Raw genomic sequence first — 13,801 nt, forward strand, 5'->3', positions numbered from 1 at the left:
GGCCCGTCACGACCCCATCTTCAGGACAAATCCCATGACCAACACTCCCGACCTGTCGGATCGCGCGACCGCGACCGACCACGACACCCTGCCCACCGACTTGTTGCCACCGCCGGGTGCGGCGGTCTGGCGGCAGACCCTGCTGCACTGGCTGTTCTTCCTGTCGCTGATGACGGCGCTGATCGGGGGGGCGGCGCTGATCTTCTGAGCGAAGGCGCCGGCCGGGGCGACCCGGCCGGCGCGGCGTCAGTCGGCGGACGCCTCGACCCGCCGGGTCTTGACCAGCGACACCACCACCCCGATCGTCAGGATCGTAAAGGTGATCCCGAGCGACCAGGCCGGCGGAAACTTCTGCCAGCCCATCAGGTCCGCCACGAAGATCTTGGACCCGATGAAGATCAGCAGGACCGACAGCGCGTATTTCAGATAGGCGAAGCGGTGCAGGATCGCCGCCAGCGCGAAATAGAGCGCCCTGAGCCCCAGGATCGCGAAGATGTTCGAGGTATAGACCAGGTAGGGATCCGTCGTGATGGTGAAGACGGCGGGCACGGAATCCACCGCGAAGACGATGTCGGCCAGCTCGATCACGATCAGCGCCAGCAGCAGCGGCGTGGCCATGCGCTGGATGCGCCCCGTGCGGGGATCCGCCTGACGGATGGTGAAGGCATGGCCGTGCAGCCCCTCGGTCACCGGGATGCGGCGGCGCAGCCAAGCCAGCCAGCGGTTCTGCGCCATGTCCGGCGCCGCGTCATCGGCAAACAGCATCTTGACGCCCGTGACCATCAGGAAGGCCGCGAACAGATACAGCACCCAATGATAGTGCTGCACGATGGTCGCGCCGATCCCGATCATCAGGCCGCGCAGCACGATCACCCCCAGGATGCCCCAGAACAGCACCCGATGCTGATAGGCCCGCGGGATCGCGAAGGCGCCGAAGATCAGCGCGATCACGAAGATGTTGTCCATCGCCAAGGTCTTCTCGACGATGAAGGCGGTCAGGTACTGGGCCGTCGCTTCGGCCCCCATCTGCCAATGGATGAAGCCCGAAAAGGCCAGCCCCAGCAGGATGTACATCGCCGACAGCCGCAGGCTCTCGGCGATGCCGATCTCATGGTCGTCGCGGTTCAGCACGCCCAGGTCAAAGACCAGAAGCGCGATCACCACGGACAGGAACAGCAGCCACATCCACAGCGGCTTGCCCAGAAACAGGATCAGAAGAAATTCCACGATGCCCTCGCAAGAATGCCATCGTGCCGCGGGGCTGGGGTCCGGAAGGGGCCGCAATCACACCGAGCACGCTCGATGCGGTCCGACATCGCGGCGGATCGTCGATCCTGCCGCCAGAGGGGCCCGGTCCCGCAGCGCCAGAGATGGCGCATGCCGAATGCCCGCGCAAGGGGGCGGATGGGGGGCACGTAAAATTCCCCGCGCGGCTGCGGGGCGGCCCGTCGCGCCGCCCCGCACCGTGATCAGAATTCCAGCATCTGGCCCGCGCCCGCACCACCGCCCGCGACGCGGATCGGGCGCACCTCGACGGAGAATTCCGGGGCCAGCGAGGGGCGTTCGGGCGCATCCATGCGCGGCCCGCCCTCGACCTTGAAGGCCGCGATCTCGGTCGACAGGACCTGGGCCTGCTGGCGCAGAGACATCGATGCGGCGGTCGCCTCCTCGGCCACGGCGGCGTTCTGCTGGGTGACCTGGTCCAGCTGATTCACGCCTGCATTGATCTCGGCCAGGCCGGTCGACTGTTCGGCCGCGGCGCGCGCGATGGCCGCGATCTGCTCCGACACCTCGGAGGCCTTGTCCAGGATTACGCCCAGGCTGTCGCCGGTCCGCCCGACCAGCTCGGATCCGGTGCGGACCTGCGCCGCGCTGTCCGAGATCAGCCCCCGCACCTCGCGCGCCGATTCCGCCGCGCGCTGCGCCAGGCCACGCACCTCGGAGGCGACGACGGCGAAGCCGCGCCCCGCCTCGCCCGCCCGCGCGGCCTCGACGCCCGCATTCAGCGCCAGCAGATTCGTCTGGAAGGCGATGTCGTCGATCACCCCGATGATGCGGGTGATCTGTTCCGAGGACCGCTCGATCGCGCGCATCGCGGTCACGGCATCGGTCACCACCTCCGCGCTTTCGGCGGCGATGTCGCGGTTGCGGCTGCTGGCCTCCTCGGCCTCACGGGCGCGGCTGGCGGTCTGGCGCAGGCTTTCGTTCATCTGGTTCAGCGCCGCGGCGGATTCCTCCAGCGTCGCGGCCTGGGTCTCGGCCCGGGTCGAGATCTCGGAGGCGGCCATGTTGATCTCGTCCGCGCCGCCGCGAACCTGGTTGGCGACATCGGCGATGCGGCGCACGGTCTGGGACAGGCGCGACACGACCTCGTTGAAGGACAGCCGCAGCGAATCATAGGCCGCCGGGAAGGGATCATGCGCAGGGCTTTCGATCCGATGCGTCATGTCGCCCGCGGCCAGGCGTTCCAGCCCGGTGCCGATCTCGCGCACGACGCGGTCCTGGCGGTCGCGTTCGGCCTGGTCGGCGGCCTGCTGGGCGGCGCGGTCGGCCTCGGCCTGCGCCTCCAGCCGACGGGCCTCGACGGCACGGTCGCGAAAGACGGTCACGGCCGAGGCCATGGCCCCGATCTCGTCCCCTCGATCGGCATGGGGGATGGGCGTGTCCAGCCGCCCATCGGCCAGCTGCTGCATCGAGGCGGTCATCCGCTCGATCGGGCGGGACACGACGCGGGCGCCGAACCAGACGATCAGCAGCGTCAGGCCCAGCAGCACCCCCGCCGCCATGATCGTCCGGTCGCGGGTGCGCACGACATCGGCCATCACCGTGGCGCGCGGGACCTGCATGACGATGGTCCAGCCCTCGGCCAGGCCGGGGAAGGCGACGGGGCGGGTCAGGACGATCATCTCGGCCCCGTTGATGCCGGTGGCCTGCCCGTTGGCCAGGACCGTGGCGCGTTCCTCGGCGGTGACGGGCTGGCCCAGCCTGCCGCGATCGGCATGGGCGATCCAGCGGCCATCCGCGCTGACCAGCCCCACCCGGCCATCGCCGAAGGGACGCAGCTGGTCGATCCGCGACGACAGGTTGGTCAGCGCGATATCCCCGGTCAGGATGCCCACGGCACGCCCTTCGTCGCGCACGACGCCGCTGATCGTCGTCATCAGGACCGAGGTGCCGCCGACATCGTAGTCATAGGGGGGCGTGATCAGGTTGCGGTTCTCGCGGATGGGCTGGTCGTACCAGCTCTCGGTCCCCGCCTCCGGGCGCATGTCCAGCAGCTCGACATCGATCCGGACCTGCGGGTCATAGAAGAAATAGGGCACGAAGCGGCCCGCCGCGTCGGAATATTGATGGCCCACATGATCCAGGTCGCGGCCCTGCAGCCCGTCGGGTTCGAAGGCCAGGGTCATGCCCACCAGATCCGGCCGATCCTCCAGCATGCGATAGACCATGCGGCCCAAGGCGTCGCGATCGGCCAGGCCCGCATCCAGCGCGCCCTCGATCGCGGCGGTGCCGGTGCGGACCATGTCGGCGACGGACCCGATCTCCTGCGCGACGGTGGCTGCGTATTCGTCCAGCAGGGCGCGGGCATGGGCCTGGGATTCCGCGGCCGAGCTGCGCGTCATCAGGGTGGTCGTCAGCGCGATCACCGCGACGATGGCGCAGGCGGTCAGCGCCGCGGCCGAAAAGGCCAGTTTCGCGCGAATGGACATGGTCCGGATCTTCATCTTCGCCCCTCCTGAAAAGGCTGTGGCTGGTGTCTGTGGTCGGCCCTGCTTAGCAGCGGGGGGTTTCCCAACCGTTACCGGCGCCGGGATTTCCCCCCGAGGCGCGGGCATGGGCGATCATCGCGGCCTGGGTGCGGTTGCGCGCCCCCAGCTTGCGGCACAGCGTCTTGACATGCAGCTTGATCGTGACCTCCTGCAGGTTCAGCTGGTTGGCGATCTCCTTGTTGGACTTGCCCTCGCAAAGGCCGGACAGCACCTCGGCCTCGCGCTGCGTCAAGAGCCCGTCGCGCGGGGCCGCGGGCGCGGTCATCAGGTCATAGGGGGCATAGACGCCGCCCGTCGCGATCAGATGCAGCGCCGCCGCCAGCGACCGCGCGCTGAGCGTCTTGGGCAGGAAACCCCGCGCCCCCGCATCGAGCGCCTGGCGGGCCACGCTGCCCGACACGGTGCCCGTCAGGATGGCGACCGGGCGCGGGTCCATCACCTGCCGCATCCGCGCCAGCCCCGTCAGCCCGTTCATTCCCGGCATGTCGTAATCCAGCAGCGCCAGGTCAAAGGGCGTCCGCGCGGCGGCCCGCACCGCCTCGTCCAGCGAATCCACGCCGGTGATGTCGGCGAAACCCTCGCCCCCGCAGGAAGGCGGCGATGGCCTCGCGCACCAGGCTGTGGTCGTCTGCCAGCAATATCCTCATCTGATCCCCCGGATGGGGCGCAGGTCATGCGCCGGATGGCGGCGCGATCCCCCGATCAGGGCGAGGCGCCGGACTGCCCATCCGCAATAGCACCGTCCCGCCCCCGCCCGAGGCCGGAAATGCCCAGCATTTGCGTCAACCTGTCCAGATCGGCGGCGATCGGGCGGCCGCCCAGCAGCGCCTGCTGGATCGTGTTCAGCGCCTGATGAATGTCGCGCAGCCCCGCCACCGCCGCGCTGCCGGCCAGGCGATGCGCCAAGGCGGCACGGTCGGCGGCCGGACCCGCGGGCGATGCCAGCCGGTCGATCCCCTCGGTCAGCTCGGCCCGGATACGGTCCAGCAGCGCGCGCGCGCCTTCGGGACCCAAGGCCGCGATCAGGTCGGCGGACTGGTCCTGGGGGGGCGCCACGGGGCGCAACCCGTCCAGCAGCGCCGCCAGATCCGCCCGGCTCAGCGGCTTGACCAAGGTCCGGTCCATCCCGGCCGCGCGGAAGCTTTCCAGATCCTCGGGCATGGCATGGGCGGTCAGCGCGATGATCGGCGTGTCGCGGTTCGGACCCTCGGCCCGGATGCGGCGCGCGGCCTCGATGCCGTTCATGCGGGGCATGCTGATATCCATCAGGATGATGTCGTAACGCGTGGCCATGGCGCGTTCGACGCCCAGGATCCCGTCCTCGGCCTCGGTCACGGTGCAGGACTGGCGCGCCATCATTTCCCTGGCGACGAGGCGGTTTATGGCATTATCCTCGACCAGCAGGACCGACAGACTGCGGGTCGGGGCGGGGATGGCCATGGGCTGGTCGGGGACACGCGGCGCCTCCTTGACGGGGGTCAGGGGCAGCAGGACGCGAAAGGCGGTGCCCTGCCCCGGCTCGCTTTCCAAGTCGATCTGGCCGCCCATCGCATCGACCAGCCCCTTCACGATGCTCAGCCCCAGGCCGGTGCCCTGCACCCGCCGATCGAAGGTCGATCCGAGCGTCACGAACTCATCGAAGATCCGGTCGATATCGCCCGCCGGAATGCCGCTGCCGGTGTCGATCACCCGGATCTCGACCTGGCCCGACCCGGCACTGCGGTCCAGCTCGACCCGAATGGTGCCGTTCTCGGTGAACTTGATGGCGTTGCCGACAAGGTTGACGATGATCTGTTCCAGCCGCGCCGCATCGGCCATCACGGCGCGGTCGTCGCCATCCATCCATTCGGCGACCAGCCGATTGCCGGCCGCCCGGGCCTGGGCCTGCATCCCGTCCAGCGCGCCCGAGATCAGCGCCCTCAGATCCACCGGCTCGCGCGCCAGTTCCAGCCGCCCGCCCCGCGCGCGCGAGGCGTCCAGCACGTCGTTCACATGGCGCAGCAGCATCCGGCCCGAATGCTCCATCGCGCCCAGATATTCCTGCTGGCGGTCGTTCAGCGGCGTCAGGCGCAGCAGGTCCAGCAGGCCCAGGACGCCGTTCAGGGGGGTGCGCATCTCGTGGCTCATGACGGCGATCATCCGCGCCTTGGCGCGTTCGCCCGCCACGGCGCGGTCGCGGGCCTCGATCAGCTCGGCCTCGTCGGCGGCGCGGCGCGACACGTCGCGCACGAAGGCCACGATCAGCGGTCCCTGCTTGCCCCGCGCGATCGAGATCGACAGCTCGATCGGGATGATCCGCCCCGATTTGTGCCGTGCGGTCGCCTGGATGATCTCGGGGCCGGAGCGGGGCGCGGGATGCTGGCCGTCGCGCACCTGGGCCAGCAGGGTGCGCACGGTGCAATGCTGGGCGCGCGGCGTCAGCAGGTCGACCATGTCGCCGCCGATCGCCTCGGCCGGGGAATAGCCGTAGATGCGCTGCGCGGCCGCGTTGAACCCCACGATCCGCCCGTCGGGCCGCGCCACCAGGATCGCGTCGATCGAGGCCTCGAACAGCGATTGCAGGCGGCTGGTCACCTCGGCCAGGTGATGGTTGCGCATTCCCGCCGACCGCACCATCGCCAAGAGGACCAGCACCCCGCCCAGCAGCGCGATGAAGAGCGGCACCACCAGCAGCGACAGCGTGGTCAGCGCGCGCCCCACATTCTGGCGCCGCGCCTCGGATTTCTGCGCGAAGAGCCGCACCCCCTCCAGCGAGACCTGGCGGACCAAGGGCACCAGCGCGTCGATCCGCGCCTCCAGCTCGGGCAGGGCCGCGACCAGGCGCGCGTCGTCGCCGTCGATCGCCGGCAGCGCGCCGTCCAGCGCCTGCGCGACCGCGTCCAGCGCCTGATCCATCCCGGGGGAATCGCGCAGGCCCTGATAGACGCGCCCCGTCCGCAGCGTCTGGATCCGCGAATAGAAGATGTCGAAGCGCCGCCGCAGGTCGGCCGCGCATTCGGCCCATTGATCCGGCTCGGCGCGCTTGAGGTTCAGCGCGGCGCGCTGGACGGTCATGGCCTCGATCTCGGACTGGGCCAGGAACCATTGGGTGCTGTCGGTCGCGGCGGTGCCCATCTCCTCGATCTGCTGGCGGGCGTCCATCTGCAGGACCCAGACCAGCGCGGCCAGGCCCACCACCGCGACGGCCAGCCCCGCGGGCAGCAGGCTGATCAACCGCGACATGCGCGGCGGCCCCCCCTCGATGCCCGCCGGTCCGATCATTCCGCGGCCAGCCGGTCCAGCTGCCAGATGCTGCGGGAATAGATCACCTCGGATTGCAGATCCGGCGCGGAATCATAAGGATAGACGACCCAGAGCGGCCCCTTGTCGCGCAGCGACATCTGCCGGTCATCCATGCGATAGGCGACCAGGGGATAATCCTCGGTCAGGCCTTCGACCGGGATCTCGACCGCGTAATCGTTGACGGCGGTGGCGGTGACCAATCCCTCCTCGATCCCCGCCTCGCGTAGCAGGGTCGCCAAGGGAACCCCGGTGAACAGATGCGGCCCCTCGGTCCAGATGGTGCTGGTGGTGAAGCTGGCCTGGCCCAAGGCCTCCAGCGCCGGCATGTCGTATTCGGTGCTGCCCTGCGGACCGGTCACGGTCAGCACGGTGTCCTGCGCCCATGCCGTGACGGGCAGCGCCATGGCCAGCGCGATCAGAGCGGATTTCATGGATGGTCCTTTCCCGGATATCGATCACCGGATCCCTTGATGCCATGACAGGGCCGATCCGCGATGCGATCGTCGGTATAGGGCCCTATCCCAAAGGATAGTCTGACAGGGAAAGCTTTCTAAAATCTTAGCCGTCGAGCTGGTCCAGCACCGCCGGGATGCGCTTGGCCAGGCGAAAGAACCCGGCCCGCGCCTCGGGCCAGACGGCCCGGTCCCAATCGCGCAGTTGGTCATGCAGGGCGATGCCGCGTTCCTCCAGCACCGGGCGCGCGGCCTCCAGCCAGTCGCGGCAGGGGCCGACGGGCATCCGCGCCATGACGATCATGCGCGCGCCCTGCGCTTCCGCCCAATCGGCCAGCGCGGTGGCATCGTGCGGGTGGTGAAGCGGCAGGTCCAGCCGCGCCCCCGCATCCGCCAGCGCGCCCTCGTCGAAGGCCAGGACCGGGGCGGCGACGGGCCCGGGCGACCGCCCCTGCCCCGCCCGCAGCAGCGCGCAGCCGCGCAAATCCGGCCCCGCCATCGCCGGTCCGCAATCGTCATCGCCGATCAGCAGGATCGCGGGCCCATCCTGCGGAACCGGCGGTGCCGCCTGCAGCGGCCGGCGCGCGGCGGCGAAATCGATGTCCTGCGGCAGCGGATCGGCCTCGGCCACCAGGTCCAGCCCCTCGCCGAAGCGCCCTTCGGTATGGCGGGCGATCACGCGCGGATCGGCCAGATAGGGCCGCCCATTCGTGTGCAGCCCTGCCACCCACCGCCAGGACAGGGTGTTCGAGGCCGCATCCCCGTCCAGCAGGTGACGCATGAAGAAATCCGCCCCCACCCGCCATGGCAGGCGCAGCGTGAAGATCCAGATCGAGGCGAACCACATCCGCGCGTGGTTGTGCAGATAACCGGTCCGCACCAGCTCATCGGCCCAGTGATCCATGCAGCCGATGCCGCAGCGGCCCTGCATCACCGCCCCGGCCCGCGCCGCCACATCGCCCGTCATGTCCTGCAGGTCGCGGTCCAGCCCTTGGCGATACTGGTGCCAGACGTCCGGGTGATGTTCCAGCCAGCCCTTGAAATAGCCGCGCCAGAAGACCTCCTGGATGAACTTGGCGGCGCGGTCGGGGCCGTGATGGTCGATGGCGGTCCGGATGACCTCCGGCTCGGTCACCAGGCGGCGGCGCAGCCATGGCGACAGGGTCGACACGAAGCGGTGCCGGCCCGGCCCCAGATCGTCGCCCCGGCGATGGGCGTAACCCGACCCCATGCGCGGCGCGAAGGCGGCCAGATGATCCAGCCCCGCAGCGCGGGTGGGACGGGGCGTCATCCGTCGGCCCGGCTGGCGCGGCCTTCCATGAAGAACCACGGCCGCATGCGCACGCCCAGGACATTGCCCGCAAAGGCCGCGACCACCCACAGATAGCCGTGCAGGCTGCCCGAGGCGATCCCCGAGAAATAGGCCCCGATATTGCAGCCATAGGCGATGCGCGACCCATAGCCCAGCAGCAGCCCCCCCACCACCGCGGCCAGCACCGACCGCAGCGGGATCCGCAGCGAGGGCGCGAACCGCCCCGCCAAGGCCGCGGCCAGCATCGCCCCCGCGATGATGCCGAAATTCATGACCGAGGTGATGTCGGCCAGCACCGGCGCCGCCAGGGCCTGGGCATTGGCGGGCATCTGCCAGTATTCCCAGGCCGTGGGGTCGATGCCGATGGCCTGCGCGGCCTTGGCCCCCCACAGGGCAAAGGCCGCCGTGATCCCCCAAGGCCGGCCCGCGATCGCCAAGGTCAGCCAGTTCAGCACGACCAGCGCCACCGCCCCCGCGACCAGCGGCCAAGGCCCCCGCAGCCAGCGCGCCAGGCCGTGGCGGGGCGGCGCGGCCGGACGCTCCAGCGCGCCGTGGCGGCGACGCTCGACCCGGACGGTCAGCAGGGCGATCGCGGCGAAGATCGCCAGCGACACCGCGATGCCGCCCCATGCGCCGAAGGGCTGCCACAGGGCGGTCGGCTGGAATGCGGGCAGCGCCGCCCACCAGTGGAAATGGATCGTCGCCAGGACCGATCCGATGATGAAGAAGACCAGCGTGACCAGCATCCGTGCATTGCCGCCCCCCGCCGTGAACAGCGTCCCCGACGCGCAGCCGCCGCCCAGCTGCATTCCGATGCCGAACATGAAGGCCCCTGCGATCACGCCCAGGCCCGCCGGGCTGATCAGCCCGCGCACCTCGTTGCCAAACAGCGTTCCCGATGCCAGCGCGGGAAAGAACAGCACCACCGCCATGGCCAGCAGCAGCATCTGAACCCGAAGGCCCCGCCCCCGACCATCCGCGATGAAGACCCGCCAGGCCGAGGTGAAGCCGAAGGCCGCATGATAGAGCGCGATGCCCAAGCCCCCGCCGATCAGGAACAGCGCCGCCTGCGCCGTCCCGAAGCCGACGGCCAGGCCCACCGCGCCCAGGACCAGCGCGGCCAGCGCCCCCATGCCGGGAAATCCCAAGGGCGGGATGCCGGTGGCGGGGGTGATCTCTGCATGGGCCATGGCGCTCTCCTTCGCGGCTCTGCCGCCGAACGCATGGCGGGCGATGCGGTTTCGCCCGGGCCTGTCCGATCCGGGCCTAGAAGATGAAATCGTCCGCGTCGAGATCCAGCCGGCCGGCCAGACGCACCATCATGTCGGGCCGCTGATCGCCGTTCACATCGACCAGGATCCGCGTCTGGCCGCCGTCATGGTCCCACCGCAGCGACCGCGCCCCCGTATGGGCCCCGGTCCCGGCATAGGACAGGTTCAGCGCCCGGAAATCCAGCAGATCCTCGCCCGGGCGGAAATCGGTGATCAGGTCGGGATTGGCCATGGTGCTGTCCGCCGCGGTCAGGAAACGGAACACATCCGCCCCCAGCCCGCCGGTCATCGTGTCCGATCCCAGACCGCCGATCAGCGTGTCGTTGCCGCCTTGGCCCATCAGCCGGTCGTTGCCCTGCTGGCCGCGCAGGATGTCGTTGCCCGCCCCGCCCTCCAGCCGGTCACGCCCATGGCCGCCGAACAGCACGTCATTGCCCTCGCCTCCAAATATCGTGTCGTCTCCCGTGCCACCCCGCAGCGTATCGCGGCCAAGACCACCCATCATCCGGTCATTGCCCGAACCTCCGTCGATCCAGTCGTTGCCCGGACCACCGATCAGCGTGTCATTGCCGGCGCCGCCGTGGATCATGTCAGCGCCGCCACCGCCCATGATGCTGTCATTGCCGTCATCGCCATTCAGCGTGTCGCGGCCGGAACCGGCGATCAGCGTGTCATTGCCAAGACCCCCCGACATGAAATTGTTGCCCGAGGGGTCCGATAGCCGGTCATTGCCCTGATTGCCGAACAGGCGATCATCGCCCGCACCACCGAACAACTGGTCATGACCCGCCCCGCCATGGATGGTATCATTCCCCGCCAGCCCGTGGATCAGATCATTCCCCGGTCCGCCACGTAGCAAGTTGTTGGCCGTGTTGCCACGAACGACATCATTGCCAGACCCGGCAAAGTAGTTTTCGATCATTGTGCCCGGCGCGATCTGCAAATTGCCGCGCAATCCGAACACGTCAGAACTGGTGCCCATGCGCAGGTCCACGCGCTGCGCCGCCGAGTCATGGGACAGATTGATCGTGTCCCGCCCGCCTGAATCCCAAATTGTCAACGCAATGGCACGCGCATCCTTGATGCCCGGCCGGTCCAAGCCGCTCTGCGCGTCGAAGATCCGGCCCAACCAGCTGCCGCCCAAGTTATGGCCCAGCCCATAGATTGTGTCCCCCGCCGTTAGTGACCGGTTGCCCGCCGCCCCGTAAAGCCTCTGGATCGCCATGATATCAGCCGGCATCAACGTCCCCGCCATCGCGAAGGAGGCCTGTACATTAGGATTCCCAGCCTGAGAGAAATAGGACATGACCGAGGCCTGCCAGCTATCATTGACGAACCGCGCACTGGAGGCGAAGGTCCCCGATCCATTATAGGCGCCCATATGACCCAGTCCCAAGGCATGGCCGATCTCATGCAGGTAGGTCTGAAAGCCATAGGTGCCGATTTGGCTGCCCTCTCGGTCCAGCCATGAAGCGCTTACGTTGATGGTCGAGGAGACAAGCCGGCTGCCGAACATGGTCGAGCTGGCCCAGGCCCCGTTCATGCCTTCGGTAAAGCGGATATCGGCATTGCTGCCCGTCTCGCGAAAGCGGATGTCCGCGACGGATGCCCAGGCCTCCATCGCGGCGCGGGCCATGATGTTGGCCCGCCCGCTCAGCTCCGAGATGTTGACCGTGATGACATTGTCGAAGCGCGTGTCGAAGGCGCGCGCGCCCTGGCCCTGGGTCGACCAGTAGCCGTTGACCAGGAAATCGGCCATCACCTCCATTGAGGCGGGGCGCAGGGGCGCGGTCGGCTGGATGATCCGCGCCGACAGTTCATAGCTGCCGGCCGAACCGCCGAACCCGTCGGCCTCCAGGAAATAGAGGCCGCTCTGGCCGGGGGTGAAGACCAGGCGGCTGTTTAGCCCCGGCCCGCCATCATCATCTGTGGCCAGCCAGCGCCCGTTGCTGTCGTATAGGCGCAGCAGCGGGTCGGCCAGCGTCTGGCCGGTCAGCTGGATCTCGTAGCTGCGGCCGGCCTCTAGGCGGATGCCGACCCAGTCCTGGTCAAGGCTGCCATTCAGGTTGCCATGAAACACGTCGCCCGGCGCCATGCGATGTGTCGTCCAGATGCCGGGCGAAGTACCGGCATTGTCACGGATAGTAGCACGCAGCGTGTCGATTTCCGTGCCCTCAAGCCCGGTCAGGGCGCATTTGGGATCGAAGGGGCGCATGGCGGTGCAGATCGTGCACATCGGGTCGTCTCCTCGTCAGGCGGGCTTGCGATCGAGCCGATGGGAAGCCAGACGATGCCCCCCCACAGGCTTCACGTGCGGGGATCAGTTGATTGACCGGCGAGTTGCGTTTCATCGGACCAGCCCATGACGCATCAAGCTGCGTGCAAATTCCTGATCGTCGGCTGGCGTCAGGCTCCGGTCACAGATCGACAGCTCGATGCGCGGCCCCGGTCCGCCGGGTCCGTCCAGCCGCGCGGCCAGCCGGGACCGGCCCGCCGCCAGCAGGACGAACCGGAGGTCGGCTCCCGAGCCCAAATCACGTAGCGCGCGGCACAAATCAGCTGCGATTTCACGTTCACTAGCAATTTGGTATACGCAATCGGGTCCCTCGGCGCCCACTGGGGCGGCGCAAGACATACCAAGAGAGGCCGTCCAAACGACGGCAAACAAGGATCTGAGCGGGGCGAACATGCCGGCCTCGGCGCTTGTGGGCCATCACGGCCCAAATCATGGGACGGGGCCGCCAGCGATCGGCTACCCTACCGTTGAAGGTACGAGGAGGGTGATAACCGGTAAAGCATCCCTTAAGGTTAAACGGCCAGGAAATGCTCGGCTTTTGAGGGATTTTCTAGCAGCTCGGCATTGCTTCCCTGCCACATGGTGCGCCCCTTCTCGATCACCACATGCCGGTCGGCGAAGCGCATCAGGGCCTGCAGGTTCTTGTCGACGATCAGGATGGCCTCGCCTTGGGATTTCAGGCGAGTCAGGCAGGCCCAGATTTCGTCCCGGATCAGGGGGGCCAGACCCTCGGTCGCCTCGTCCAGGACGACCAGGCGGGGATTGGTCATCAGCGCCCGGCCGATGGCCAGCATCTGCTGTTCGCCGCCCGACAGCTGGCTGCCGCGATGGCCCATGCGTTCGCCCAAGCGCGGGAACAGGTCCAGGACGCGGGCCAATGTCCACGGCCCCGGCCGCGCGGTGGCCAGCAGGTTCTCGCGCACGTCCAGGGTGGGAAAGACCTGCCGCCCCTCGGGGACCAGGCCCAGCCCCGCCCGCGCGATCCGATGCGGCGCGGCCCGCGTCAGGTCGCGCCCACCGACGCTGACACGCCCGCCCCGCGCGGCCAGCAGGCCAAAGATCGTGGCGATGGTCGTCGTCTTGCCCATGCCGTTGCGCCCCAGCAGGGTGACGACCTGCCCCGCCTCGACCGACAGGGTGACGTCATGGAGGACCTGCGCCTCGCCATATCCGGCCTGCAACCCTTCGACGACCAGCATCACGCATCCCCCAGATAGGCGGCGCGCACCGCCGGATCGGCGCGGATCTGATCGGGCGTGCCGGTCGCGATGATCCGGCCATAGACCAGCACGCTGACCCGGTCGGCCAAGGCAAAGACCGCATCCATGTCATGCTCGATCAAGACCAGCGTGACCTGGCGCTTCAGGCTCTCCATCACGCGGACCAGACGCTCGGCCTCGGCGCCGCTGGTCCCG

General features: G+C 68.8%; 11 protein-coding genes. 1 reads left to right on the forward strand and 10 read right to left on the reverse strand.

The annotated features are described in order from the left end of the window. Positions 1–34: 34 nt before the first annotated feature. Positions 35–208, forward strand: a complete 174-nt coding sequence (locus JHW48_RS10390) for a hypothetical protein (protein ID WP_170152236.1) — start codon at positions 35–37, stop codon at positions 206–208. Between the two features lie 38 nt (positions 209–246). Here the strand turns inward: JHW48_RS10390 and JHW48_RS10395 are convergent, their stop codons facing one another. The 10 genes from JHW48_RS10395 to JHW48_RS18675 all read right to left on the reverse strand — a co-directional run bounded on the left by JHW48_RS10395 (position 247) and on the right by JHW48_RS18675 (position 13,761). After that, a complete protein-coding gene (locus tag JHW48_RS10395; protein ID WP_119885418.1) occupies positions 247–1,227 on the reverse strand; it encodes a TerC family protein in 981 nt (326 codons plus the stop codon). A 242-nt stretch (positions 1,228–1,469) separates the two neighbouring features. After that, entirely contained in the window at positions 1,470–3,728 is a 2,259-nt protein-coding gene (locus tag JHW48_RS10400; RefSeq protein WP_170152235.1) for a methyl-accepting chemotaxis protein, read from the reverse strand. Positions 3,729–3,777: 49 nt separating this feature from the next. Next, positions 3,778–4,329 (reverse strand): response regulator transcription factor, encoded by a 552-nt coding sequence (locus JHW48_RS10405; RefSeq protein WP_336390884.1) that lies wholly within the window; start codon positions 4,327–4,329, stop codon positions 3,778–3,780. A gap of 146 nt (positions 4,330–4,475) precedes the next feature. Beyond that, a complete protein-coding gene (locus tag JHW48_RS10410; RefSeq protein WP_119885416.1) occupies positions 4,476–7,034 on the reverse strand; it encodes a hybrid sensor histidine kinase/response regulator in 2,559 nt (852 codons plus the stop codon). Next, complete coding sequence (locus JHW48_RS10415) at positions 7,031–7,486, reverse strand: putative pterin-binding protein (RefSeq protein WP_119885415.1); 456 nt, start codon at positions 7,484–7,486, stop codon at positions 7,031–7,033. Before JHW48_RS10415 ends, JHW48_RS10410 begins: the two co-directional genes overlap by 4 nt. Positions 7,487–7,613: 127 nt before the next feature. Beyond that, complete coding sequence (locus JHW48_RS10420) at positions 7,614–8,798, reverse strand: FAD-binding domain-containing protein (protein ID WP_119885414.1); 1,185 nt, start codon at positions 8,796–8,798, stop codon at positions 7,614–7,616. Continuing rightward, the gene (locus JHW48_RS10425; protein WP_119885413.1) at positions 8,795–10,009 is read right to left on the reverse strand and encodes a YeeE/YedE family protein; all 1,215 of its coding nucleotides are present in this window, start codon (positions 10,007–10,009) and stop codon (positions 8,795–8,797) included. Before JHW48_RS10425 ends, JHW48_RS10420 begins: the two co-directional genes overlap by 4 nt. 76 nt (positions 10,010–10,085) lie before the next feature. After that, positions 10,086–12,326, reverse strand: a complete 2,241-nt coding sequence (locus JHW48_RS10430) for a M10 family metallopeptidase C-terminal domain-containing protein (RefSeq protein ID WP_119885412.1) — start codon at positions 12,324–12,326, stop codon at positions 10,086–10,088. Between the two features lie 572 nt (positions 12,327–12,898). Then, positions 12,899–13,585: an ABC transporter ATP-binding protein gene (locus JHW48_RS10435; RefSeq protein ID WP_119885410.1), complete on the reverse strand. Its 687-nt coding sequence runs from the start codon at positions 13,583–13,585 to the stop codon at positions 12,899–12,901. Then, positions 13,585–13,761: an ABC transporter ATP-binding protein C-terminal domain-containing protein gene (locus JHW48_RS18675; protein WP_419182417.1), complete on the reverse strand. Its 177-nt coding sequence runs from the start codon at positions 13,759–13,761 to the stop codon at positions 13,585–13,587. Before JHW48_RS18675 ends, JHW48_RS10435 begins: the two co-directional genes overlap by 1 nt. Positions 13,762–13,801 lie beyond the last annotated feature (40 nt).

Source organism: Paracoccus aestuarii, from assembly GCF_028553885.1.
Taxonomy (GTDB): Bacteria; Pseudomonadota; Alphaproteobacteria; order Rhodobacterales; family Rhodobacteraceae; genus Paracoccus; species Paracoccus aestuarii.

Bases quoted from the DNA above. Each gene is read 5' to 3' on its own strand.
- JHW48_RS10390 (WP_170152236.1), top strand. From the start codon at position 35: ATGACCAACACTCCCGACCTGTCGGATCGCGCGACCGCGACCGACCAC.
- JHW48_RS10400 (WP_170152235.1), bottom strand. From the start codon at position 3,728: ATGAAGATCCGGACCATGTCCATTCGCGCGAAACTGGCCTTTTCGGCC.
- JHW48_RS10410 (WP_119885416.1), bottom strand. From the start codon at position 7,034: ATGATCGGACCGGCGGGCATCGAGGGGGGGCCGCCGCGCATGTCGCGG.
- JHW48_RS10415 (WP_119885415.1), bottom strand. From the start codon at position 7,486: ATGAAATCCGCTCTGATCGCGCTGGCCATGGCGCTGCCCGTCACGGCA.
- JHW48_RS10420 (WP_119885414.1), bottom strand. From the start codon at position 8,798: ATGACGCCCCGTCCCACCCGCGCTGCGGGGCTGGATCATCTGGCCGCC.
- JHW48_RS10425 (WP_119885413.1), bottom strand. From the start codon at position 10,009: ATGGCCCATGCAGAGATCACCCCCGCCACCGGCATCCCGCCCTTGGGA.
- JHW48_RS10430 (WP_119885412.1), bottom strand. From the start codon at position 12,326: ATGTGCACGATCTGCACCGCCATGCGCCCCTTCGATCCCAAATGCGCC.
- JHW48_RS10435 (WP_119885410.1), bottom strand. From the start codon at position 13,585: ATGCTGGTCGTCGAAGGGTTGCAGGCCGGATATGGCGAGGCGCAGGTC.
- JHW48_RS18675 (WP_419182417.1), bottom strand. From the start codon at position 13,761: ATGGAGAGCCTGAAGCGCCAGGTCACGCTGGTCTTGATCGAGCATGAC.